The organism is Saccharopolyspora mangrovi (assembly GCF_035320975.1).
GTDB lineage: Bacteria > Actinomycetota > Actinomycetes > Mycobacteriales > Pseudonocardiaceae > Saccharopolyspora > Saccharopolyspora mangrovi.
Genome location: NZ_JAWLNX010000021.1, coordinates 1 through 22,040, shown reverse-complemented (window position 1 = coordinate 22,040; position 22,040 = coordinate 1). Strand labels below are relative to the sequence as shown.

The following is a 22,040-nucleotide window of genomic DNA, read 5'->3' as shown; positions in this document are numbered from 1 at the left end:
ACCGACGCCGACGATCACCGAAGGATCGCTCGTGACTAGTTCCGAGAAGCCGGAGTCCTCGGACCCGCAAAAGGATGCGGGCCGGGGCTCGGCCAGCACCCAGACAGTCGACGACAAGGTCTCCAAGACCGGTTCTGAGGCTGCTGCCTCTGCGAACGGGACCGAGGAGTCCGGCTCGACGGCCGAGCCGACCGCCGCCGACAGCGGCGAGGAGGCCCTCGACGGCACCGACTCGCCGCCTCCGTGGCAGCGCGCCTCGGCCACCACCTCGGAGAGCGGTTCCGAGAGCGGGGAGGCGGAGTCGAGCAGTCTTTCGGGATCGCTGACGGCGGGCGCCCTCGGTGGTACCGCGGCCGGCGGCTCGTCCGACGTCGAGGACACCCAGACGATCCCGAAGACGGTCACCGATCAGGAGACCGTCCGCACGCAGATCCCGCAGGCCTCGCGCACGCAGGTGTCCTACACCGGTGCGGGAGCGCAGCGCAGCAGCGCGGCGGGCACGTCCGCGCGGCGTCCCAGCCGGGGACCGCGGCGGGCGAGCCTGCAGGTCAAGCGGCTCGACCCCTGGTCGGTGCTCAAGCTCGCCCTGGTGCTCAGCGTCGCGCTGTTCTTCGTGTGGATGATCGCCGTCGCGGTGCTCTACGGCGTGCTCGACGGCATGGGCGTGTGGGAGCAGCTCAACGGCACCTTCACCGAGCTCACCCAGCCCGACGACGCGGTGAACGAGCCGCTGATCAGCGCTGGTCGGGTGTTCGGCGTGGCCTCGATCATCGGTGCGATCAACATCGTCCTGATCACCGCGCTGGCGACGGTGGCCGCGTTCATCTACAACGTGGCGGCCGACTTCGCCGGCGGTATCGAGATCACGCTGTCCGAGCGCGAGTGAGTCGTGGACCGCGTTGCGGCGGCGTCTTCCGAGGTCGGAGAGCGTCGCCGCAGCACGGTCGGGGCGAGGTGACCCCCCGTTACGACGGCGGGAAGTCGTCCTGTAATGTTTGCAGCACAACGAACGAGGGCCTATAGCTCAGGCGGTTAGAGCGCTTCGCTGATAACGAAGAGGTCGAAGGTTCAAGTCCTTCTAGGCCCACTCGGGAAATCTTCCCGCTTCTCTCTCAAGACCCGAACATCGCTGGCATGGATGCCACGTAGGAGGCGACCGGAATGAAGAAGCTGCTCGCACTCGCCGCAGTTGCCGGAGTCGTGCTGTTCGTGGTCCGCCGCAACAAGGCAGCCAAGGCCGAGGCCGACCTCTGGCGCGAGGCCACCGCGGAGGCCTGATCCTCAGGCCGGGGGCCCTGACCTCCGCCGCCGTTGGGGGACGTAGCTCAATTGGCAGAGCACCGCCTTTGCAAGGCGGGGGTTAGGGGTTCGATTCCCCTCGTCTCCACTCCGCGACCACCAACGCCCTGCTCAACGCGGGGCGTTTTCGCTTGTGTCGCCCCGCCCTCCTTTTGGGGAGCGAGTCCTCAAGCCCTGCGGCGTTCGGGTTTCGTCGGCTGGTTCTCGTTCTGCTCACTGACCAGCGGTTTCGGCGTCCAAGATGCTGAGCAGCAGTTGAAGTGACTGTTCAATGCTGAGTGGTTGCACTCGTTACTAATACTGAGCATGAAAAAGCCGGGCCTCTCAGGGCCCGGCTCTTCGCCTTCCTTCACGTGGTTGGTGGGTTTGACCTGGGGGTTTCGACCTTGTGGGGCTCCTGGTGGCCGTCGGTCTCGGCCGGGGCGCGGTGGCGGGGCTGGCTGGTTCCCGGGGTGTGCGAGTCCCAGGGCTCGTCGTCGGCCGCGGCCAGGGGGAGCTCCTCCGGTCGGCGGGTCAGGGCGACCGCCGCCGCAGCCGCGCCCAGCAACATCAGCACCAGCAGCAGCCAGGGCCAGCGGCGCCGCTTCTTCGCCGGGGTCGGGTCGATCTTGGCCGCCAGCCGCTTGCGGGACTCCGTCGTCCGCTTCTCCCACTCCTTGCGGGCCTGCTTGGCCTGCTTGGCGAGCTCCTTGCGGGACTTGCCCGTGGCGCGCTGGGCGATCAGCTCCTGCAGCTCCTCCGCCGAGTAGCCGCGGTTGGCCAGCTCCTGCTCGGCGCGCGCCGCTGCCTGCTTGGACAGCACCGCACCTGTCTCACCTGCGCGTTTCGCGCCGTGGCGGGCCTGCTTGATACCGGTGCCGACCGCCTTGCCCACGCTCTCGCCGGCCCTGGCCATCGCCTTCACTTCATCCATCGCCTGTTGACCTCCTTGGCCTGGCTAGCTTCACCAGCCCGGTTTCCCCGGATGCGCTCACGCCAACCGCGCCTCACCGGGAACGCCGGTGAGGGAGCGGACCCGCCCATATTGCACCCAGACACCGCATTCGGCCCGCTCGATGGCAGGATGGTCGGGTGGCTGAAGACAACGGATCGCTCGTTGGGACGAAGTTGACCGCGACTCTGCACACCTCGCAGGGCGACATCCGGATCAACCTGTTCCCCGACCAGGCGCCCAAGACCGTGAAAAACTTCGTGGGCCTCGCCGAGGGCACCCAGGAATACACGGAGCCGAACGCCAAGGGCGAACGCTCCGGGCCCTTCTACGACGGTGTGATCTTCCACCGCGTCATCGAAGGCTTCATGATCCAGACCGGTGACCCGACCGGCACCGGCCGCGGTGGCCCCGGCTACCAGTTCGCGGACGAGTTCCACCCGGAGCTGCAGTTCACCAAGCCGTACCTGCTGGCGATGGCCAACGCCGGCCCGAACACCAACGGCTCGCAGTTCTTCGTGACCGTGGCGGCGACGTCGTGGCTGAACTACAAGCACACCATCTTCGGTGAGGTCGCCGACAAGGAGTCGCGCGAGGTGGTCGACACGATCGCCGGCACCGCGACCGGTCGCAACGACCGCCCGGTGAACGACATCGTCATCGAGAAGGTTTCGATCGAGCGCGGCTGACACCGCCCGGGAAAGCAGGTCTCACCAGTGACTGTGCCACCCGGATCGACGCCCGGCCCGGACGGGGCGCCGCAGCCGTCACCGACGTGCGTGCGGCACCCCGACCGGCCGACCGGGCTGCGCTGTTCCAGGTGCGAACGCCCCGCCTGCCCGGAGTGCCTCCGGGACGCCTCCGTCGGCCAGCAGTGCGTGGACTGTGTCCGCGAAGGCGGTGCGACCGCGCGGCGGCCGGTGACGGTCGCGGGCGCGCGGCTGCGCGACAAGCCGATCCTGGTCCCGCTGCTGATCGCGGCCAACGTGGCCGCCTACGTGTTCACCGCGGTTCAGGCCGGCAACTTCGGCGAGAACTACCACTCGGACCTGTTCATCGAGTACGCGCTGGTGCCGCTGACGGTGGCGGGCGGGCAGTGGTGGCGGCTGGTCACCTCGGGCTTCCTGCACATCGGTGTGCTGCACCTGGTGATGAACATGCTCGCCCTGTGGGTGATCGGCCGGGACCTGGAGCTGCTGCTCGGTCGCGCGCGGTTCGCCGCGGTCTACGGGTTGTCGCTGCTCGGCGGCAGCACCGCGGTCTTCCTGCTGGGTGAGGGCCTCAGCCCGGTGGCCGGTGCCTCGGGCGCGGTGTACGGCCTGATGGGCGGTATCGCGGTCGCCGCGCTGCGGCTGAAGGTGAGCCTGCGGCCGGTGATCACCGTGATCGCGCTGAACATCGTCGCGAGCGTGCTGATCCCGGGGATCTCGCTGCTCGGGCACGTCGGCGGGCTGGTCCTCGGCGCCGCCTCCACCGCCGCCCTGGTGTACGCGCCGCGCGAGCGCCGCAACCTGGTCCAGGCCGGTGCGCTGGTCGGGTTGCTCGTGGTGCTGCTGGTGGTGCTGTTCGTCCGGGACACCGGGTACGGCGACCTGACCTGCTTCGGATCCGGTTGGGAAACCCGCTGCGGCTGACTCACCTGCGCAGCGCGTGCAGGGCGTCGGCCGCGGCGTAGGGGTCTTGGCCCAGGTCGAGGCGGGTGAGGACGGTCAGGTCCGGATTCGCGTCGAGCTCCAGGCTGGTGCCGGTCAGGCCCAGCCGGCGGGTCTCCCGGACGCGGATGGTGATCTCGTCCCACGAGTGGTGCTTGCGCCCGGTGAGCGTGCGCACGGTGACGCCGGTGGCGTCGGCCTCCAGCCGGGGACGGCAGAGCGTGCCGAAGGCGGACGCGGCCAGCAGCGCCAGCGCGAGGACGCCCACGAAGACCTTGTCCGTCGGGCTGTCGGCGAGCAGCGCCCAGGTCGCGGCGCCGGCGGTGAGCACCCAGCCGCAGCCGACCAGCGCCGCCGGGGGTGCCCAGCGCATCGCGTCCACCGTTATCCACCCGCTATCGACGAGTTATCCACAGGACTTATCCCCACTGGGGACTAGTTACACAGGTGTGTTTCGCTGACCGTCTGTCAAGACAACGATGGGATGAGTGAGCTCCGAAGGAATTGGTCCCTCCGGAGCTCGTGCACGAAGCGTCGTCGTGCTGCCGGCCCGAGTTGCGAGCTCGACCGACCGCCTTTACGGGTAGGACGTCATCGCAGGTCAGCGCGCTGGATCAGCGCCACCGCATGGTCATCAGCAGGCCGATGATCATGAACGAGAAGCCGACGGCGAAATTCCACCCGCCCAGGTCGCTCATGAATCCGATCTTGTCGCCCGCGATGTAGTTGGTCACGAGCCAGAGCAGCCCGATGAGCATCAGGCCGAGCATGACGGCGACGTAGATCGGGTGCGACGGGCCGACCGCCTTCGCCTTGACCGGCGTGCGGCGATCGACAGCCGGGTTGGAGTCGTCCTTCTTGCGGACCTTGGACTTCGGCATAGGTGTCCTCGCCAGGTGATGCGGCACAGCGTCCCGCGCCCTGGCGGGCTTCACGCGCGTCCGGGGCGGCGGAACGGTTCCATTTCCACCTACCACGTTAACGTAATCACAGCGCTGATCGAGCACCCCTCGCAAAGCCGTGACCGGAGAGGAACGTCCGCGCACGGGACCGGGTTCGCGCAGCTCCACCTGCCGACGTTCGGACCGGACTTCGACTTCACGGTCCTGGAGGGCACCGACCTCGAGACCCTCGCCGGCGGCCCCGGGCACTACACCGGCACCGCGTGGCCGGGGGAGCAGGGCAACTTCGCCGTCGCCGGGCACCGGATCGGGCGGGGTGCGCCGTTCAACGACCTGGACGCGCTGCCGTCCTGCGCGCCGATCGTGGTGGAGACGGCCACCCACTGGTACGTCTACCGCGTGCTGCCGATGGCCGACGAGGTCGCGACCTGGGACGGCCACGGCGGTGACCCGCGCTGCCAGGGCGTCGCGCCGATCCCCGCTCCTACGACCAGGTCGTGGGCAGGCGCATCGTGCAGCCCTCGCAGGGCGAGGCGATCTTCCCGGTGCCCGGCGTGCCGCCGGAGGCGTTCGCGCGCGACCAGCTGACCAGGCTCATCACGCTGACCACCTGCAACCCGGAGTTCTCCGCGCGCGAGCGGCTCATCGTCCACGGCGTGCTCACCACGCAGTACCCCAAGATCGCCGAGCACCCCGAGCTGCGGCCGCCGGAACTGGAGGAGCGCTGATGTACGCGTGGATCTGGCGACACCTGCCCGGCCCCTTCCCCGCCAAGGCCCTCATCGCCCTCGTCCTGGTCGCCGCGGTGGTGGCGCTGCTGCTGTTCGTGGTGTTCCCGTGGGTGGAACCCGCGCTGCCCTTCAACGACATCACCACCAGTTCCGGTTGATGCCTCCCGCTTCCCGGTGGGTTGTCCGGGGAAAACGCCTTGTGGCGGGCGCGTAGGCTGGGCGCGTGCGTGTTCTGGTGGTCGACAACTACGACAGCTTCGTCTACAACCTCGTCCAGTACCTCGCGCAGCTCGGAGCCGAGTGCGAGGTGCGCCGCAACGACGTGGTCACCGATGACGACGTGGCCGCAGCCGACGGCGTGCTGCTCAGCCCCGGTCCGGGAACACCGGATCGCGCGGGCCGGACGATGGAGCTCATCCAGCGCTGCGCCGCCGAGCGCAAGCCCGCCTTCGGCGTGTGCCTCGGGCACCAGGCGATCGGTGCGGTGTGGGGCGGCACCGTCGAGCGCGCGCCCGAGCTGCTGCACGGCAAGGTCAGCGAGATCGAGCACTCCGGCGCGGGCGTGTTCGCCGGGCTGCCGCAGCCGTTCATCGCGACCCGCTACCACTCGCTGATCGTCCGCGCGGACACCGTCCCGGACGACTTCGAGATCACCGCGCGCACCGAGTCCGGCATCGTGATGGGCATGCGCCACCGCGAGCTGCCGATCGAGGGCGTCCAGTTCCACCCCGAGTCGGTGCTCACCGACGGCGGCCACCGGATGCTCGCCAACTGGATGGCCTCGGCGGGCCACCCGGTCGCCGATCAGGTCGTCGACCAGCTCGAAGCCGAGATGCGCGCGGTCGCCGCGGCGGCTCGCTGACCCCCGGACGCGAAGCGGGGCGGTGGCCACCCGGCCACCGCCCCGCTGTCGTCGGATCAGGTCACGGGAACGGGAAGAACCCGCCACCGCTGCCCGGAGGCGTGCTCGTGCTGGAGCTGTCGTAGTCGCCGACGTAGAGCGTGATCGACTGGTCCTTGCTGATCTTCTGACCGGCCTGCGGCGAGCTGTTGACGACCTTGCCGTCCTTGGAGGGGTCACCGGTCGGCTGCTTCGACTCGTTGATCGAGCCGTTCCAGCCCACGGCCTTCAGCGCGGCCTCGGCCTCTTCCTTCGACATGTTCTGCACCTGCGGCATGGTGATCTGGTTGCCCTTGGAGACCACCAGCGTCACCGTCGAACCGTTGCGCGCCTTGGTGCCGCCGGACGGCGACTGGTCGAGGACCGTGTTGGCCGGCTGCTCGGAGTCGCGCGATTCCACGCTCACCTTGAAGCCCGCGCCGACCAGGAACGCCCGCGCGGTCTCGACCGACTGGCCGCGCAGGTCCGGGACCTCGGTCTGCGGGATCGCCTGGCCGACCACGACGTTGACGGTGGAGCCCTTCGGGACCTGGGTGCCCTTGCCCTCCCAGTCCATGATCTTGTCGATCATCGACGAGTCGGACGTCTCCTCCTTCTCCGGAGTCAGCCCGATCTTCAGCCCGGCCTGCTCGAGCGCCTTCTGCGCCTGGCTCATGGTCATCCCGGTCAGGTCCGGGATGTCGACCCGCTCCTCGCCCTGGCCGGTGCACAGCTCGAGCTTGACGTCGGCCTTCACCGCCATCGTGCCCGCGGTCGGGGTCTGCTTGACGATCCTGCCGCGCTCCTCCTCCTTGGAGAAGCAGGAGCTCGGGCGGATCAACCACCCCTCGGCCTTGGCCTTGTCGTGCGCGGCCTGGGTCGTCTGCCCGACGAGGCTCGGGACCGCCACGCGGTCCGGCTCACCGGCGCCGACCAGCATCGTCACCAGCCACGCGGCCAGTGCGAACACCGCGACGCAGGCGAGGGTGACCAGCGCGACGACCGCGTTCTTGTTGCGCCGCCGCTCCGGCTGCTCCGGCGGGTAGTCGGCGAGGTCCTCGGAGCGGTGCCTTCCGGAACCGATCATCTCGGTGGCCCCGGTGCCCTGGCCGAGCATCGCGGTGTGCTCTTCCTCCGACATGATCATCGGAGCCTTCGGGCGCTGACCGGACAGCACCCGCACCAGGTCGGCGCGCATCTCGGCCGCCGACTGGTACCGGTTGGCCGGGTTCTTGCTCAGCGCCTTGAGCACCACGGCGTCCAGCGAGGCCGGGGTCGCCGGGACGACGTCGGACGGCTTGCGGGGTTCCTCCCGGACGTGCTGGTAGGCCACCGCGACCGGCGAATCACCGGTGAACGGCGGCTCCCCGGTGAGCAGCTCGAAGAGCACGCAGCCCGAGGCGTAGACGTCGCTCCGCGCGTCCACCGCCTCGCCGCGCGCCTGCTCCGGCGAGAGGTACTGGGCGGTGCCGATGACCGCCGCGGTCTGGGTCACCGCGGCCTGGCCGTCGGCCAGCGCGCGGGCGATGCCGAAGTCCATCACCTTCACCGCGCCGGAGCGGGTGATCATGATGTTGGCCGGCTTCACGTCGCGGTGCACGATCCCGTGCCGGTGGCTGAAGTCCAGGGCTGCCGAGGCGTCCGCCATGACCTCCATCGCCCGCCGGGGCGAGAGCGGCCCCTCGGTCTTGACGATGTCGCGCAGCGTCCGACCGTCGACGTACTCCATGACGATGTAGGGCAGCGGCCCGTTCTCGGAGTCCGTCTCGCCGGTGTCGTAGACCGCGACGATCGCCGGGTGGTTCAACGCGGCGGCGTTCTGCGCCTCGCGGCGGAAGCGCAGCTGGAAGGTGGGGTCCCGGGCGAGGTCGGCACGCAGGATCTTGACCGCGACGTCTCGGCTCAGACGGGTGTCGCGGCCCTTGTGCACCTCCGACATACCGCCGTAGCCGAGAGTCTCGCCGAGCTCGTAGCGGTCGGATAGAAGTCGAGGTGAACTCATCGAATCGTCGTTCCGATCCTTGTCAACGATCGTCCCATCTCGCCCGCGGGAGGCTTTCCGATCATGGGTTCCTGCCGATGCGAAGTTTGTCCCAAAGCGTTCGTGGAATCCAGGCTCAGGGCGGCCACCGGACCACTCCCGGCCATGCCCAGCTCGGAGCGGTTCACCGCCCAGTAGGTCAGCAGACCGATGGCGACCAGCAAGACTACCGCCAGGAACGCGACCAGAACCCACACGACGACCCTGGTGTTGCCGGTTCCCCGGTGAGCATTGCCACGCATGGCCCCGACCACGCCGGCGCCGCTCGCGGGCATCGGCATCGGTGCCTGTTGTTGCTGTGAGACCTGCTGCTGCTGAACCGCCTGCTGTCCGGGCTGGTGCGGTTGCCCGGGTTGTTGGGGCGGGATGACGCCGGGCGGGTAGGTGTTGCCCATCGGCGGCGAGCCCGGCACGACCGGGTGCACACCGGTGCCCGGCCCGGGCACGTTCACCGGCCGCTGCTGTTGCGCGACCAGCGAGGACGGCGTCGGCAGCGGTCGACCCGCGCGCACCGCCGCGACCGCTGCGGCGAACTCCCCGCCGTCGGCGTAGCGCCGCCGCGGGTCCTTCACCAGGGTCGCCTCCACCAGCGCCCGCACTCCCGGCGGGACGTCCGGCGGCAGCGGCGGGGCGATCTCGCGGATGTGCATCATGGCGACCGTCACCGCGTTCTCGGAGAGAAACGGGCGGTGCCCCATCAAGCACTCGTAGCCGACCACCGCCAGCGAGTACACGTCGCTGGCCGGCGTCGCGTCGGTGCCGAGCGCTTGCTCCGGCGCGATGTAGTGCGCCGTTCCCATCACCATCCCGTTGCGGGTGACCGGTGCCGCGTCGGCCGCCTTCGCGATGCCGAAGTCGGTCAGCTTCACCTTGCCCTCGGGGGTGATCAGGATGTTGCCGGGCTTGACGTCCCGGTGCACCAGGCCGCGCTCGTGCGCGGCCTGCAGCGCCTGTCCCGCCTGCTCCAGCATGTCCATCACGTGATCGGTGTTGATCCGTCGTTCCCGAGCCAGGATCGCCGCGAGCGGCTCTCCCTCGACCAGCTCCATCACCAGGTAGGCGGTGTCCTCAGGACCGTCCGGGACGGCGGCGGTCTCACCGTAGTCGTGGACCGCCGCGATGCCCGGGTGGTTCAGCGACGCGGTGGTGCGGGCCTCGGTGCGGAAGCGGTGCAGGAACTCGGCGTCCCCGCACAGCTCGGCCTTGAGCACCTTGACCGCCACCGTCCGGTCCAGCCGGACGTCCACCGCCTCCCACACCTCGCCCATGCCGCCGACCGCGATGCGGCGGCCGAGGCGATAGCGCTCGGCGAGTAACTGGCCGGTGGTCAGCACGGATCAGCCACCTCCCCGCAGACCGGCCCGGATGACCTCCCGGCCGATCGGGGCGGCGAGCGAACCGCCGGTGGCCTCCTCGCCCTCGTCGCCGCCGTTCTCCACGATCACCGCGACGGCGATCGTCGGATTGGCGGCGGGAGCGAACGCCACGTACCAGCCGTGGGGCTTGTCGCCCGGATCGCCGTGCTGCGCGGTACCGGTCTTCGAGGCGATCTCGACACCGGTGATCTTGCCGGAGCCCTTGGTGTTCTTCTCCGACTGGATCATCATGTCGCGGATCTGGCCCGCGACGTCCGACGAGACGGCCTGGCTGATCTCCTCCGGGCGGAAGCTGTCCAGCTCCTCCATGTCCGGAGCGCGGGTGGCCTTGACCAGCTGCGGGCGCATCACCTTGCCGCCGTTGGCGATCGTCGCGGCCATCATCGCGTTCTGCATCGGCGTGACGCGCACGTCGCGCTGGCCGATGCCGCTCTGGTACAGCGCCGCCGGGTCCGACATCGGGCCCAGGTCCGACTTGGCCACGCTCATCGGCATCTGCACCTCTTGGCCGAAGCCGAACGACGCGGCGGTCTCCCGCAGCTTGTCCGCGCCGACCTTGCCCGCGATCTCGGCGAACGCCGTGTTGCAGGAGTGCGCGAGCGCGTCGGTCAGGGTGTTGCCGGAGCACTTCTTGCCGCCGTAGTTCGGCAGCGGCGTCGACGACTGCGGCAGCGTGATCGACGCGGCGTCCTGCACCTTGCTGTTCGGGTTGTACCCGTTCTCCAGCGCAGCCGCCGTCGTGATCAGCTTGAACGTCGACCCGGGCGGGTAGATCTCGGAGACCGCCCGGTTGGCCATCGGGTTGCCCTCGGCGTTGTTCAGGGCGTTCCACTGCTCGGCGACCTGGTTGTTGTCCGGGCCGGTGAGCTGGTTCGGGTCGTAGGACGGCGCGTTGACCATCGCCAGGATCTCGCCCGTCGACGGGTTCAGCGCCACCACCGAGCCCTGGTAGCCCTTCTTCGTCAGCTGGTCGTAGGCGACCTGCTGCATCTCCGGGTTGATGGTCAGTTCGACGCTGCCGCCGCGCGGCGTGTTGCCGGTGACCATGTCCGAGAACCGGCCGAACGCCATGCTGTCGTCGGTGCCGTTGAGGATCTTGTCGTCGGCGCGCTCGATCCCGTTCGACCCGTAGAAGAACGAGTAGAACCCGGTGACCGGTGCGTACAGCGGACCGTTCGGGTAGGTCCGCTGGTACTTGTAGCGGTCGTGCTCGATCGGCTTGGAGGTCGCCAGCGACTGGCCGGCCGCGATGATCTGCCCGCGCTCCCGGGAGAACTCCTCCAGCTGGGTGCGCGTGTTGCGGGCGTCGTCGCGGTACTCGTCGGCCTTGATGACCTGGACGTAGGTCATGTTGCCCATGAGCAGCAGGACCATCGCCATCATTGCCAGCGCCACCCGGCGCAGCGGCTTGTTCATCGAGGACGCTCCACCAGTTCCGTATGCGCTTCGGCGATCGGCGCCTGCTTCGGCTTCGGCTTCGACGGGGCCTGCGGGCGGCGAGCCGCGTCGGAGACCCGCAGCAGCAGCGCGATCAGCACGTAGTTGGCCAGCATCGACGAACCACCGGCCGCCAGGAACGGGGCCGTCAGACCCGTCATCGGGATCAGGCCCGTCGAACCGCCGGCCACGACGAACAGCTGCAGCGCGATGGTGAACGACAGACCGCCGGCGAACAGCTTGCCGAACGAGTCGCGCACCGCCAGCGCGCTGCGCAGACCGCGCATCATCAGCAGCACGTAGACCAGCAGCAACGCCATCAGCCCGATCAGGCCGAGCTCCTCGCCCAGCGCCGGGATGATGAAGTCGCTGAACGACAGCGGGGTGATGTTGGGCATCCCGCTGCCCAGACCCGAACCCGGGATGCCGCCGTGCGCCATGCCGAACAGGCCGGTCCGCAGCTGGTATCCCGGGTCGGACTCGCCGTCGGGCACCTGCATCATCGGGTCCAGCCAGGTGTTCACCCGGACCTGGACGTGCGAGAACAGGTTGAAGGCGATCACCGCGCCCGCCGCGAACAGCGTCAGGCCCAGGCCGACCCACACCGCGCGCTCGGTGGCGATGTAGATCATCACCAGCACGATGCCGAAGAACAGCAGCGAGGTGCCCAGGTCCTTCTCCAGCACCACGATGCCGATCGACAGGACCCAGGCGACCAGCACCGGGCCCAGGTCGCGAGGGCGCGGCCAGTCCACGCCGAGGAACCGCTTGCCCGCCGTGGTGAACAGCTCGCGCTTGCCCACCAGGAACGAGGCGAAGAAGATCAGCAGCAGGATCTTGGCGAACTCGCTGGGCTGGATCGAGATGAAGCCCAGGTTGACCCACAGCTTCGCGCCGTTGGCCTCCGAGATGCTCGCCGGCAGCACACCGGGCAGCGCCAGCAGCGCCAGCCCGACGAAACCGCACGTGTAGCCGTACTGCGCGAGCGTTCGGTGGTCCTTCACCAGCCACAGGACGAGGATGAACATCGCCACGCCCGCTGTGGTGTAGAGGATCTGCTTCGGCGTGTACGGCGCCCCGACCACCGGGGCCAGGTCCAGCCGGTGCAGCATCACCAGACCGAGACCGTTGATCAACGCCACCAGCGGCAGGATCAGCGGGTCGGCGTACGGCGCGAAGTAGCGCACGCCGAAGTGCGCCGCGCCGTAGAGGACCAGGAAAGCCAGCCCGTAGAACAGCAGCTCACGGGTGAGGGTCTGCTCCTGCGAAACCTCGACCACGATCAGCGCCGCGGTCACGATGATCGCGGAGAAAACGAGCATGAACAGTTCGGTGCCCCGCCGAGTGTTCACTCGGGGGGCCCCGTTGACTGCTCCGGTCGTAGCGGCCGGTTCGGACATCAACTCACCGTCCGGCAGTTCACGCCAGGCTTCGGCTCCTCCGGTAGCAGCGGCGTGGCGTCCGCCGCGGAAGACTCCGGCGGAAGGGCCTGACCAGGTACCGGCGCACCCGGCGTGGGCTGCACCGGCGGCTGGCCGGGAGGAGGCGGTGCCGGTGCGCCCGGAGGAACGGGCTGGCCCGGCACGGACGGCGGAACCGTCGGCACCGAAGGCTCGGGCGTGGCGCACTCCGGCAGCAGCGCGGTCATCCGCAGCCGCCGCATCGCTTCCCGCGCCTCGGTGAGGCCGTTGACCTCGGTGATGCCGTTGCGCACGTCCGGACGCTGCGCTTCCTGCAGGTCGCTCAGCTTGATCGGCTGGCAGTCCTTGGCCGAGTCCGGCGGGCAGGAGGTCTCGACCTGCCAGTTCAGCGCCACGCCCAGCGTGGCGCCCTGAACGCCCTGGTAGATCACGACCTCATCGGCGCGGTTCACGCCGATGTAGTACTGGTTGAGCACCCACCAACGCCCAACCAGCGCGACAGCCGCCAACACGATGAGCACGCCGCAGGCCACCACCAGCGAGGTCAGCCAGCGCCGTTTGCGCGGCTGCTCCGCCGGAGGTGAGGTGGGCTCGAAACGCTTGGGCTGCGGCCGCGGCATGGTCACCGCGGAAGCGCGCGCCGCCGACGAATCGGGTTGCGGATGCTCATCGCCATTTCCCGCCGCACCCCCCACTATGGGGGCGTCGTCGCCGAACTCGACGTCGACGACATCGGCGATGATCACGGTCACGTTGTCCGGACCGCCACCTTTGAGCGCCAGCTCGATCATCCGGTCCGCGCACTGCTGCGGATCCGGGATGCGCAAGGCCTCCGCCATCGTCTCCGTGCTCACCGGGCCGGTCAGGCCGTCGGAGCAGAGCAGGTAGCGGTCGCCCGCGCGAGCCTCGCGGATCGCCAGGCTCGGTTCCACCTCGTGGCCGGTCAACGCGTGCAGCAGCAACGAGCGCTGCGGGTGGTTGGCGGCCTCCTCCTCGGTGATCCGGCCTTCGTCGATCAGCGACTGCACGAAGGTGTCGTCGTGGGTTATCTGGGTCAGCTCGCCGTCGCGGACCAAGTAGGCGCGGGAGTCACCGATGTGCACCAAACCCAGCTTGCTGCCTGCGAACAGCACAGCCGTGAGCGTGGTGCCCATTCCGTCCAGTTCCGGGTCGTTGGCCACCAGCTCGGCGATCGCACTGTTGCCGTCCAGCACCGCGCCGCGGAGCTGTCCGAGCAGGTCGTCACCCGGTTCGTCGTCGTCCAGCGGCGCCAACGCCGCGATGACGACCTTGCTGGCGACCTCACCGGCGGCATGTCCACCCATGCCGTCCGCGAGGGCGAGTAGTCGTGGGCCGGCATAGACCGAGTCCTGGTTGTTGGAGCGCACCAGGCCGCGGTCGCTGCGGGCTGCGTAGTGAAGGACGAGGGTCATGAGCGCAGCTCGATCACCGTCTTGCCGATTCTGATCGGAACGCCGAGCGGGACCTTGGTCGGCCCCGTGACCTTCGCCCGATCGAGGTATGTGCCGTTAGTGGAGCCTAGATCCTCCACGTACCAATCGGAGCCGCGGAGCGACAACCGAGCGTGCCGGGTCGACGCGTAGTCGTCGTCCAGCACCAACGTGGAGTCATCGGCTCGGCCGATCAGGATCGGCCGGCCGTCCAGGGAAATGCGCGTGCCGGCGAGAGCGCCGTGCGTCACCACCATCTGGCGGGGCGCCTTGCTCTTGCCCCGGGACTTGCCCGGGGCCCGACTCGCACCTGGCATCGGGACTCGCATCCCCGACGCGGAGTAGAGATCTGAACGAACCACGCGAAGCGCAGCCAGCACGAACAACCAGAGCAGGGCGAGAAACCCTGCTCTGGTCAGCTGAATTACCAGCTCCGGCACTTGTTGTGAACGCTCCTACTCGTATTCGGGGACCGGCGATCCGCGCTCAGCCCTGCTGGGCGCGGAAGACCAGGGACGAATGCCCGACCCTGATCACGTCGCCATCTGCCAACTGCCAAGTCTGCACCGGAGTGCCGTTCACCGTGGTGCCGTTTGTCGAACCGAGATCAGCCAGCATCGCGCTCTGACCATCCCAGGTGATCTCGATGTGCTTGCGCGAGACCCCCGTGTCGGGAAGTCGGAACTGGCCTTCCTGGCCGCGGCCGATGATGTTCGAGCCGTGCTGCAGCGTGTACGAGCGGTTCGAACCGTCGTCCAGGTGCAGCGTGGCGGTCATCTGACCACGCGGGCCGCCGGCCGGGTAACCGCCGGGTGCGCTCTGCGGGTAGCCACCGCCGGGCTGGCCGTAGCCGCCCTGGTCCGGGAATCCGCCCGGAGCGCTCTGCGGGTAGGCGCCGCCCGGCTGGCCGTAGCCCTGGTCGAACCCGGGCTGCTGCGGGTAGCCCTGGTCGAAGCCCTGCTGCGGCTGGCCGTAGCCCTGGTCGAAACCAGGCGGCTGCGCGTAGCCCTGGTCATAACCCTGCTGCGGCTGGCCGTAACCCTGGTCGTAACCGGGCTGCTGCGGCGGCTGGCCGTAGCCGGGCTGCGGCTGACCGTAACCCTGGTCGAACCCGGGCTGCTGCGGCGGCTGGCCGTAGCCCTGGTCGTAGCCGGGCTGCGGCTGGCCGTAACCCTGGTCGTAACCGGGCTGCTGCGGCTGGGCGTAGCCGCCCTGCTGGTCGTAACCCGGCTGCTGGCCGTAGCCCTGGTCGTAACCGGGCTGCTGGCCGTAGCCGTAGTTGGGGTCCTGGCCTTGGCCGTAACCCTGGTCGTAGCCGTACTGCCCCTGCTGGTTGTACGGATCTCCCTGGGGGTAGTGGCCTGGTGGCTGGCTCATGGGTCGGTCTCCTGCGGTACGCGGTTGTGTCGGCCGTCGTGTTACGTCGGGGTCGACGGTCGAACTGATTCGAAACTGTCCCGTGTGCAGCGTCTCAGAGCGCTCCAGGGAGACTACGACGTCACCATATGTGTCCCACCCCTGCTCGGTGAGATGCTCCTGAACGCAGTCAGCGAGAAGGTCCGTCACCCGGGCCTCATCGCCGGTGAGCCGATCATGGTCCGACGGGCTCAGTTGCACAACGTAGTGGTTACAAGCGAGCAACCGTCCACCGGCAAGCTCCCTGACCTTCAGCTCGGCATCTCGCTGCAAGGCCTGGGCGACTTCCTGCGGGACTACGTTCCCGCCGAACACGCGCGCAAAGCCATTACCGACGATGCCTTCGATCCGGCGCTCAAAGCGCTGCACGAGGCCCACGGCAATATCCCTCCACGCGTACGACTCCTGCTGACCATCGTATCTGGGCCAACGGCCCGAGACACCGCCCAGTTCCCAACTTCCTGACCCCCCTGCGCAGACCCCTCTCGGAGCCGTGCTAATGTTCTTCTCGCCAACAGGGCAGCAGGGAAAAGCGAAAGCCGACCCCGGTGCCCAGCGGTGAAAAGCGGCAAGCTAAGCTTCTCATCGTGCCACGGGCGAGTGGCGGAATGGCAGACGCGCACGGTTCAGGTCCGTGTGTCCGAAAGGACGTGAGGGTTCAACTCCCTCCTCGCCCACTCGAAGGCCCCCACCGGCTCATGCTTCGCCGGTGGGGGCCTTCTCGATTTGGTTGGGGGGTCGACCCCCCCATGCCCCCCACGGTGCGGCTGGGCTCGTCTTTCCCGTTCGTCGCCTTGGGTTTCGCCGGACCTGCTCACGTAAAGCTCTGTGCTCGGCCTTCGGCCTCGGGGCTTCTTGGGTCTCTTCCTCCCTCTCCCCTTCCTTCTCCTTCGTCCTTCTTGTCTTTGGGTTTGTGTGCTGTTTGTCATGGGCGGGTGGGGGTTCAGCGTTGAGCGAAATCTTTTCGTGATCTTTCTTGGTGTTCCGTGGGTGTTGTGCTGTGGTGGGGGAGTCCGGCTGGGGGGTTTGGGCTCGGAGGTGGCCTGGTGGCGGGAAACAGTCGGGATCCTGGGCGGTCGGTGACCGCTCGTGCGTTGAGCGTGCTGACCGCGTTCGACGCCGAGCACCCTCGGTTGACCCTCACGGCGATCGCGCAGCGGGCGGACATCCCGCTGGCGACCGCGCACCGGTTGGTGCGCGAGCTGGAGCTGTGGGGTGCGCTGCAGCGCGACTCCGATGGGCGGTACGTCATCGGGTTGCGGTTGTGGGAGATCGGGTTGCTGGCGCCGGTCAACGGACGCCTGCGCGAGGCCGCGCTGCCCTACATGCAGGAGTTGTGCGAAACCACTCACGACAACGTGCACCTGGCCGTGCGGGACGGGCTCGACGCGGTGTACGTGGAGAAGCTCACCACTCCCCGGGCCGTGCCCATCATCTCCCGGACCGGCGGGCGGCTGCCGCTGCACGCGACCGGGGTCGGCAAGGTGCTGCTCGCGCACGCGCCCGCGACGGTGCTGCACTCCTGCTGCGAGCACGGGCTCAGCCGGCACACCGCTTACACGATCACCGAACCCGGTCGGCTCGGCCGCGAGCTCCAGGGCGTGCGCAGCCGCGGCTACGCCTCCGCCAACGAGGAGATGACCCTCGGGAACTGCTCGGTGGCCGTGCCCGTCCAAGACGGCTCCGGAATCGTCGTCGCGGCGCTCGGCGTCGTCGCCCACAGCGTCCGCGCCGACGTCACCCGGCTCGCCCGCGCACTGCTGCCCGCCGCCGACGGCATCCGGCAGCGGCTCGCTGACGGCGAACGGGTCAACCTCGACGTGCTTCACCGGTGAATAATCTTGGGCTCACCGGCCGAATAATCGGGCAACTGTACATTTGTGCAGGTAGCGTGACCGGCGGCGATATCATGCGGCGATTCCCCAAGCCATGAATGATGGGCGGGTGCCGTTGTCGTGCGGGTGTCGGGCACCGATCACCTGTTTGGCCGCATCGCTGGGCTGAAGCCCCCATGTCATTCGTCGACCGGTCACCGACAGCTGCCCGCCGCCGATCGCAGCGACCCCGGATGAGCAGCGCAGAACCGCCTCGGAGCTGTTTTAGTCGACATCGGCCCCCGCACCGGTGGCCGGGGGAAGTTGAAAGACGCGGAGTGCACGTAGCCGAGGGAGGCGGAACGCTGTGACCGGAATGCCGGGACAAGCCTGGTCCGAAGACGAGCTCCGAGCCTGCTCGACCACGCAGGTCCGGTCGCCGCTGGGGTTGGCCGCCTCGATGGGCCGGCTCGCCCAGCGATCGGTGGACGCCCTGGGCTGGACCGGCAGCACGCTGCCGCCGGTCAAACTGCTCGGGCGCCAGATCATCGCCACCGCCGAGCTGGTGCCGGACGCCCACGCCGAACGCCTCGTCTTCGGCAGCGGGCCCGTGCTCGACCGCGCGGAGATCGCCACCTGGGTGTGGCCGGAGATGGACGGCCGGGTGCCACCGCCCGCCGCCCGCATCACCGGAGTCCTCGCCCCGGCGCGCCACTGGCGCACCGCGCTGACCGCCGCCGTGCCGTTCGCCCGGTTCGCCAACGCTGCCATCGTCGTGCCGCGCACCGTGGCGGTCGCCCCGGACTTCGCCGAGACCTGCCTGATCCGCGCCCGCCAGTTCGGCATCGCGGTGCTCAGCGCTGACGGCGACGACGTCCAGGAAGAGCTCCCGGGGCACAGCTTCGACGATGCGCCGCCGGTGGAGCACACCGCGGTCTCGCGGTGGGTGAACGAGGTCGTCTACCAGCAGCTGCTGTCGGCCGAAGCGCCGGCGCCGTCGCGCAGCTGAAGGCCCCTGGGGGCCGGCAGTTCCAGTTGGACCGGGGGGCTTCAACTGGAACTGCACCTACCAACCGGCGGGCGGGGGGCCAAGCCTGCTGGAGGGGGAAGGGAAGCGGACGGAGGCCCGCCCGATCGCGCACTGCGCAAGCGGGGGCGGGACTCCGTCCGCTGACGCCTGCCACGAGTTGTCCACAGGTGTGTCCACAGGTGGGTTATCCCCAGAAATCGGGAGTTGTCCACAGGGTGTGCTTGAACGGTTGAGGAGCGTCGCCGGGCCTACCGTGAAGGCATGCGAATCGTCATCGCCGGAGCCCACGGGAAGATCGCCCGGCCGCTCGGCCGGCTGCTGTCCGAACGGGGCGATCAAGTCCTCGGAATCATCCGCAAGCCCGACCACGCGGCCGACCTCGAAGCCGACGGGGTCGAGCCGCTCGTGCTCGACATGGAGAGCACCTCGGCGTCCGATCTGGCCGGTCGGCTGTCCGGAGTGGACGCCGCCGTCTTCCTCGCCGGGGCGGGCCCGGGCAGCGGTGCCGCGCGCAAGGACACAGTGGACCGAGGGGCCTCCGTGCTGCTCGCGGATTCCTGTCAACAGGCCGGAATTCGGCGCTTCGTGCAGGTGAGCTCGATGGGCACCCGGACCCCCAACCCGCCGGACGTGGACCCGGTGTTCGGGGCCTACTTGGACGCCAAGCGCGCCGCCGAGGAGGACCTGCGCGGGCGCGATCTGGAGTGGACGATCCTGCGGCCGGGTCGGCTCACCGACGACGAGCCGACCGGCCGGGTGACGCTGGCCGAGGAGGTCGGCCGGGACGCCGTCACCCGCCGCGACGTGGCCGCCGTGCTGGCCGCCCTGCTGCGCGAACCGGGGACCACCGGACGGGCCCTGGAGCTCGTCAACGGTGACGTTGCGATCACCGATGCGGTGCGTGCCGCGGCGGGGTAATCAGTTCGGGTTATCCACAGGCCCCAGGACGCGTTCCAGGTACGAGTTGTGGAATATCCCGCCCGGGTCGACCGAGGCCCGGACCTGCCGAAACTCGTTGAACATGGGGTAAATGCCGGACAACGCCGCCGCGTCCAGGCGGTGCATCTTCCCCCAGTGCGGTCGCCCGCCCGCGTCCCGGGCGATCGCCTCGAAGGCGTCGAAGTAGTGCCGGTGCGGCATGCCGAGGTACTGGTGCACCGCGACGTAGCCGGTGTCGCGGCCGTGCGCGGTCGACAGCCACACGTCGTCGGCCCGCGCGACCCGCACCTCCACCGGGAACACCACCGGGTCGGCCAGCCGGTCGGCGACGGCCCGCAACTCGCGCAGCACGTCCGGGACCGCCTCGCGGGGGAACGCGTACTCGGTCTCCACGAAGCGGATCCGGCGCGGTGTGGTGAACACCCGGTAGGAGCGGTCCCGGTAGGTGCGGGCCGACCAGGTCGCCGCGCACAGCCGGTTCAGCGGCCGGACCAGCCGGGGAACCGCCCGCCCGACGCCGCAGACCGCGCCGAACAGGCGGTTCTCCATCACCTCGTACTCCAGGAAGTGCCGCGCCGGGTGCAGCGGCCGCGGTGGTCCCGGGTGCCGGTTGTTGCGCTTGACCATCGTGCGGCGGCTGTGCGGGAACCAGTGGAACTCGAAGTGGTCGTTGGCCTCCGCCAGCCCGTGGAAGTCCGCGAGCACGTCCTCCAGCGGCGCCGGGTGCTCCTCGGCCGACAGCGTGAAGGCCGGGACGCAGCGCAAGGTGACCGTGGTGATCACCCCGAGCGCACCGAGACCGAGGCGGGCGGCGGCGAACAGCTCGGGGTTCTCGGTCGCCGAGCAGCGCACCTCGGACCCGTCGGCGAGCAGCAGTTCCAGCGCCTCGACCTGCGTGGCCAGGCCGCCGAGAGCGGCTCCGGTGCCGTGGGTCCCGGTGGAGATGGCGCCGGCGATGGTCTGCTGGTCGATGTCGCCGAGGTTGGCCATCGCCAGGCCCAGCGAGTCGAGCTCGGCGTTGAGCACGTGCAGGGGAGTGCCGCCGTGCACCGCGACCAGCCCGGTCGCCGGGTCGGCGTGGATGATCCCCGACCAGTGCCGCAGGTCCAGCGCCACACCGGATTCCGGGGAGGCCACGGCCGAGAACGAGTGCCCGGAGCCGATCGGCCGGACCCGCAGGCCGTCCCGGTTCGCGGCGTTGAGCGCCTCGGCCGCTTCGGCGGTGTCTCGCGGGGTCACGACGCGCGCGGGGTGCGCGGTGGCCGTGCGGCCCCAGTTCGTCCACGGCCGTGCGGTGGCCGGATCACGCTGCATGCCGGGCCTCCAATGGGTGAGGTGGTCGGCGCGATGGGCTGAAGTTATGTGAAACCGATTCACATAACAAGGCCCCACGGCCTACGGTTGTCGGCGTGCGCCGGATCGACGAGATCACCAGCGAGATCGAGCCACCGTTCGCCGCGGTGGACTTGGCAGCCTTCGACCACAACGCCGATGACATGGTGCGCCGCGCGGCCGGTGTGCCGATCCGGATCGCCACGAAATCCGTCCGCTGCCGGGAACTCATCGCCCGCGCGTTGCGGGTCGACGGCTACCGGGGCCTGATGTGCTACTCCCTCGCCGAAGCCCTCTGGCTGCACGGCGAAGGGCTCAGCGACGACATCCTGGTCGCCTACCCGACCGCGGACCGCTCGGCGCTGCGGGAACTCGCCGCGAACCCGGAGGCAGCGGCGGCCATCAGCGTCATGGTCGACTCGACCGAGCACCTGGACCTCATCGACGCCGCCGTCGGCCGCGACCGGCCCGACATCCGGCTCTGCGTCGAGGTCGACGCGTCCTGGAGACCGCTGCCCGGTGTGCACATCGGCACCCGCCGCTCACCGCTGCACACCCCCGAGCAGGTCCGGCGGTTCGCCGAAATCGCCCAGCGCCGCGCGGGATTCGCGCTGGTCGGGCTGATGGCATACGAGGGCCAGATCGCCGGGCTCGGCGACGCCCCGCCGGGCAGGCCGTTGCGCGCGGCGCTGCTGCGCGCCGTCCAGCGCCGCTCGGCGGCCGAGCTGGCGCAGCGGCGCGCGGCGGTGGTGCGCCAGGTGCGCGAGGTCGCGGATCTGGAGTTCGTCAACGGTGGCGGCACCGGCAGCCTGGAGCGGACAGCGGTGGAGGAGGGGGTCATCACCGAGGTCGCGGCGGGTTCCGGCCTGATCGGCCCGACGCTGTTCGACGCCTACCGCGGTTTTCAACCTCGTCCGGCGGTGCTCTACGCGCTGCCGGTGGTGCACCGCCCGGCGCGGAGCGTCGCGACGCTGTTCGGCGGTGGTTACATCGCTTCGGGACCCCCCGGGGCGGACCGGGTTCCGGCCCCGCACTGGCCGGAGGGTCTGGGATTGCTGGGCACAGAGGGTGCCGGTGAGGTGCAGACGCCGGTGACCGGTGCGCCTGCGCGCGGCCTGCGGATCGGGGACCGGGTCTGGTTCCGGCACGCCAAGGCCGGGGAGCTCGCGGAGCGGTTCGACCGGTACCACCTGATCGACGGCGGGGTCTGGACCGTCGAGGAGGTGCCGACCTACCGCGGGGAGGGCAGGTCGTTCGGGTAGTTCGCCCTGATCGTCTGCCCGACCACGGTCGACTTCACCCGTTCTTCTCCGGTGATCCTCTTGGACAGGTACCCGCGGACGAGGTCCTTGGCCTCGGCCAGCATCGCCGGATCGCCGTGGGGGTCG

22 protein-coding genes, 3 tRNA genes and 1 pseudogene are annotated in these 22,040 nt (G+C 69.5%); 15 read left to right on the top strand and 11 right to left on the bottom strand.

Annotated features, from left to right (window positions below):
- The first annotated feature begins 31 nt into the window (after positions 1-31).
- From R4I43_RS25210 to R4I43_RS25195, 4 genes and pseudogenes are all read left to right on the top strand, one after another.
- Positions 32-886, top strand: a complete 855-nt coding sequence (locus R4I43_RS25210; RefSeq protein ID WP_324268178.1) for a DUF3566 domain-containing protein — start codon at positions 32-34, stop codon at positions 884-886.
- 127 nt (positions 887-1,013) lie between these two features.
- Positions 1,014-1,087 (top strand) — tRNA-Ile (locus R4I43_RS25205).
- 74 nt (positions 1,088-1,161) lie between these two features.
- A pseudogene (locus tag R4I43_RS25200) lies at positions 1,162-1,269 on the top strand (DLW-39 family protein); the annotation flags it as partial.
- Between the two features lie 45 nt (positions 1,270-1,314).
- A tRNA-Ala gene (locus R4I43_RS25195) sits at positions 1,315-1,387 on the top strand.
- Positions 1,388-1,648: 261 nt separating this feature from the next.
- Here R4I43_RS25195 and R4I43_RS25190 read toward each other — a convergent pair.
- Positions 1,649-2,212, bottom strand: a complete 564-nt coding sequence (locus R4I43_RS25190) for a hypothetical protein (RefSeq protein ID WP_324268177.1) — start codon at positions 2,210-2,212, stop codon at positions 1,649-1,651.
- A 158-nt stretch (positions 2,213-2,370) separates the two neighbouring features.
- Between R4I43_RS25190 and R4I43_RS25185 the strand changes: the two genes are divergently transcribed.
- On the top strand, positions 2,371-2,919 hold the full coding sequence (locus R4I43_RS25185; protein ID WP_324268176.1) for a peptidylprolyl isomerase: 549 nt from the start codon (positions 2,371-2,373) through the stop codon (positions 2,917-2,919).
- A 27-nt stretch (positions 2,920-2,946) separates the two neighbouring features.
- Positions 2,947-3,864, top strand: coding sequence for a rhomboid family intramembrane serine protease (locus R4I43_RS25180; protein ID WP_324268175.1), 918 nt, complete (start codon positions 2,947-2,949; stop codon positions 3,862-3,864).
- Between the two features lies 1 nt (position 3,865).
- Here the strand turns inward: R4I43_RS25180 and R4I43_RS25175 are convergent, their stop codons facing one another.
- Both R4I43_RS25175 and crgA read right to left on the bottom strand, forming a co-directional pair.
- A complete protein-coding gene (locus tag R4I43_RS25175; RefSeq protein ID WP_324268174.1) occupies positions 3,866-4,255 on the bottom strand; it encodes a PH domain-containing protein in 390 nt (129 codons plus the stop codon).
- Between the two features lie 241 nt (positions 4,256-4,496).
- The gene (gene crgA / locus R4I43_RS25170) at positions 4,497-4,763 is read right to left on the bottom strand and encodes a cell division protein CrgA (protein WP_324268173.1); all 267 of its coding nucleotides are present in this window, start codon (positions 4,761-4,763) and stop codon (positions 4,497-4,499) included.
- Between the two features lie 18 nt (positions 4,764-4,781).
- Here crgA and R4I43_RS25165 point away from each other — a divergent pair, with 18 nt between their 5' ends.
- From R4I43_RS25165 to R4I43_RS25150, 4 genes are all read left to right on the top strand, one after another.
- Positions 4,782-5,372: a sortase domain-containing protein gene (locus tag R4I43_RS25165; protein ID WP_324268249.1), complete on the top strand. Its 591-nt coding sequence runs from the start codon at positions 4,782-4,784 to the stop codon at positions 5,370-5,372.
- Positions 5,339-5,512 (top strand): hypothetical protein, encoded by a 174-nt coding sequence (locus R4I43_RS25160; protein ID WP_324268172.1) that lies wholly within the window; start codon positions 5,339-5,341, stop codon positions 5,510-5,512. The genes R4I43_RS25165 and R4I43_RS25160 overlap by 34 nt, the downstream gene beginning before the upstream one ends.
- Complete coding sequence (locus R4I43_RS25155) at positions 5,512-5,673, top strand: hypothetical protein (protein WP_324268171.1); 162 nt, start codon at positions 5,512-5,514, stop codon at positions 5,671-5,673. Before R4I43_RS25160 ends, R4I43_RS25155 begins: the two co-directional genes overlap by 1 nt.
- Positions 5,674-5,738: 65 nt before the next feature.
- Positions 5,739-6,377, top strand: a complete 639-nt coding sequence (locus tag R4I43_RS25150; protein WP_324268170.1) for an aminodeoxychorismate/anthranilate synthase component II — start codon at positions 5,739-5,741, stop codon at positions 6,375-6,377.
- Positions 6,378-6,438: 61 nt separating this feature from the next.
- Here R4I43_RS25150 and pknB read toward each other — a convergent pair whose 3' ends face one another.
- Genes pknB through R4I43_RS25115 form a run of 7 tightly spaced genes read right to left on the bottom strand, consistent with a single transcriptional unit; the run spans position 6,439 to position 15,915 of the window.
- Positions 6,439-8,397: a Stk1 family PASTA domain-containing Ser/Thr kinase gene (pknB, locus tag R4I43_RS25145; RefSeq protein WP_324268169.1), complete on the bottom strand. Its 1,959-nt coding sequence runs from the start codon at positions 8,395-8,397 to the stop codon at positions 6,439-6,441.
- Positions 8,394-9,770 (bottom strand): serine/threonine-protein kinase, encoded by a 1,377-nt coding sequence (locus tag R4I43_RS25140; RefSeq protein WP_324268168.1) that lies wholly within the window; start codon positions 9,768-9,770, stop codon positions 8,394-8,396. The genes pknB and R4I43_RS25140 overlap by 4 nt, the downstream gene beginning before the upstream one ends.
- 3 nt (positions 9,771-9,773) lie before the next feature.
- On the bottom strand, positions 9,774-11,228 hold the full coding sequence (locus R4I43_RS25135; protein ID WP_324268167.1) for a peptidoglycan D,D-transpeptidase FtsI family protein: 1,455 nt from the start codon (positions 11,226-11,228) through the stop codon (positions 9,774-9,776).
- The gene (locus R4I43_RS25130; RefSeq protein WP_324268166.1) at positions 11,225-12,649 is read right to left on the bottom strand and encodes an FtsW/RodA/SpoVE family cell cycle protein; all 1,425 of its coding nucleotides are present in this window, start codon (positions 12,647-12,649) and stop codon (positions 11,225-11,227) included. Before R4I43_RS25130 ends, R4I43_RS25135 begins: the two co-directional genes overlap by 4 nt.
- On the bottom strand, positions 12,649-14,103 hold the full coding sequence (locus R4I43_RS25125; RefSeq protein WP_324268165.1) for a PP2C family serine/threonine-protein phosphatase: 1,455 nt from the start codon (positions 14,101-14,103) through the stop codon (positions 12,649-12,651). Before R4I43_RS25125 ends, R4I43_RS25130 begins: the two co-directional genes overlap by 1 nt.
- The gene (locus R4I43_RS25120) at positions 14,100-14,561 is read right to left on the bottom strand and encodes an FHA domain-containing protein FhaB/FipA (protein ID WP_324268164.1); all 462 of its coding nucleotides are present in this window, start codon (positions 14,559-14,561) and stop codon (positions 14,100-14,102) included. The genes R4I43_RS25125 and R4I43_RS25120 overlap by 4 nt, the downstream gene beginning before the upstream one ends.
- Positions 14,562-14,607: 46 nt before the next feature.
- On the bottom strand, positions 14,608-15,915 hold the full coding sequence (locus R4I43_RS25115) for an FhaA domain-containing protein (RefSeq protein WP_324268163.1): 1,308 nt from the start codon (positions 15,913-15,915) through the stop codon (positions 14,608-14,610).
- A gap of 216 nt (positions 15,916-16,131) precedes the next feature.
- Here R4I43_RS25115 and R4I43_RS25110 point away from each other — a divergent pair.
- The 4 genes from R4I43_RS25110 (at position 16,132) to R4I43_RS25095 (ending at position 19,299) form a co-directional block, all read left to right on the top strand.
- A tRNA-Leu gene (locus R4I43_RS25110) sits at positions 16,132-16,214 on the top strand.
- Positions 16,215-16,583: 369 nt separating this feature from the next.
- Positions 16,584-17,372, top strand: a complete 789-nt coding sequence (locus tag R4I43_RS25105; RefSeq protein ID WP_324268162.1) for an IclR family transcriptional regulator — start codon at positions 16,584-16,586, stop codon at positions 17,370-17,372.
- Positions 17,373-17,727: 355 nt separating this feature from the next.
- Positions 17,728-18,360: a hypothetical protein gene (locus R4I43_RS25100; RefSeq protein ID WP_324268248.1), complete on the top strand. Its 633-nt coding sequence runs from the start codon at positions 17,728-17,730 to the stop codon at positions 18,358-18,360.
- A gap of 282 nt (positions 18,361-18,642) precedes the next feature.
- On the top strand, positions 18,643-19,299 hold the full coding sequence (locus R4I43_RS25095) for an SDR family oxidoreductase (protein WP_324268161.1): 657 nt from the start codon (positions 18,643-18,645) through the stop codon (positions 19,297-19,299).
- On the opposite strand, the gene R4I43_RS25090 is transcribed toward R4I43_RS25095, so the two are convergent.
- Positions 19,300-20,634: a D-arabinono-1,4-lactone oxidase gene (locus R4I43_RS25090; RefSeq protein WP_324268160.1), complete on the bottom strand. Its 1,335-nt coding sequence runs from the start codon at positions 20,632-20,634 to the stop codon at positions 19,300-19,302. It lies immediately after the preceding gene.
- Positions 20,635-20,729: 95 nt separating this feature from the next.
- Here R4I43_RS25090 and R4I43_RS25085 point away from each other — a divergent pair, with 95 nt between their 5' ends.
- Positions 20,730-21,914 carry an amino acid deaminase/aldolase gene (locus R4I43_RS25085; protein WP_324268159.1) on the top strand — a complete coding sequence of 395 codons (1,185 nt, stop codon included), beginning with the start codon at positions 20,730-20,732 and terminating at the stop codon, positions 21,912-21,914.
- The last annotated feature ends 126 nt before the right edge of the window (positions 21,915-22,040 follow it).

What these genes read in the sequence shown, in the direction of transcription:
- R4I43_RS25175 (WP_324268174.1), bottom strand. Translation starts at nt 4,255, where the DNA reads ATGCGCTGGGCACCCCCGGCGGCGCTGGTCGGCTGCGGCTGGGTGCTC.
- R4I43_RS25125 (WP_324268165.1), bottom strand. Translation starts at nt 14,103, where the DNA reads ATGACCCTCGTCCTTCACTACGCAGCCCGCAGCGACCGCGGCCTGGTG.
- R4I43_RS25190 (WP_324268177.1), bottom strand. Translation starts at nt 2,212, where the DNA reads ATGGATGAAGTGAAGGCGATGGCCAGGGCCGGCGAGAGCGTGGGCAAG.
- R4I43_RS25165 (WP_324268249.1), top strand. Translation starts at nt 4,782, where the DNA reads ATGCGGCACAGCGTCCCGCGCCCTGGCGGGCTTCACGCGCGTCCGGGG.
- R4I43_RS25135 (WP_324268167.1), bottom strand. Translation starts at nt 11,228, where the DNA reads ATGAACAAGCCGCTGCGCCGGGTGGCGCTGGCAATGATGGCGATGGTC.
- pknB (WP_324268169.1), bottom strand. Translation starts at nt 8,397, where the DNA reads ATGAGTTCACCTCGACTTCTATCCGACCGCTACGAGCTCGGCGAGACT.
- R4I43_RS25155 (WP_324268171.1), top strand. Translation starts at nt 5,512, where the DNA reads ATGTACGCGTGGATCTGGCGACACCTGCCCGGCCCCTTCCCCGCCAAG.
- R4I43_RS25130 (WP_324268166.1), bottom strand. Translation starts at nt 12,649, where the DNA reads ATGTCCGAACCGGCCGCTACGACCGGAGCAGTCAACGGGGCCCCCCGA.
- R4I43_RS25095 (WP_324268161.1), top strand. Translation starts at nt 18,643, where the DNA reads ATGCGAATCGTCATCGCCGGAGCCCACGGGAAGATCGCCCGGCCGCTC.
- R4I43_RS25100 (WP_324268248.1), top strand. Translation starts at nt 17,728, where the DNA reads ATGCCGGGACAAGCCTGGTCCGAAGACGAGCTCCGAGCCTGCTCGACC.
- crgA (WP_324268173.1), bottom strand. Translation starts at nt 4,763, where the DNA reads ATGCCGAAGTCCAAGGTCCGCAAGAAGGACGACTCCAACCCGGCTGTC.
- R4I43_RS25090 (WP_324268160.1), bottom strand. Translation starts at nt 20,634, where the DNA reads ATGCAGCGTGATCCGGCCACCGCACGGCCGTGGACGAACTGGGGCCGC.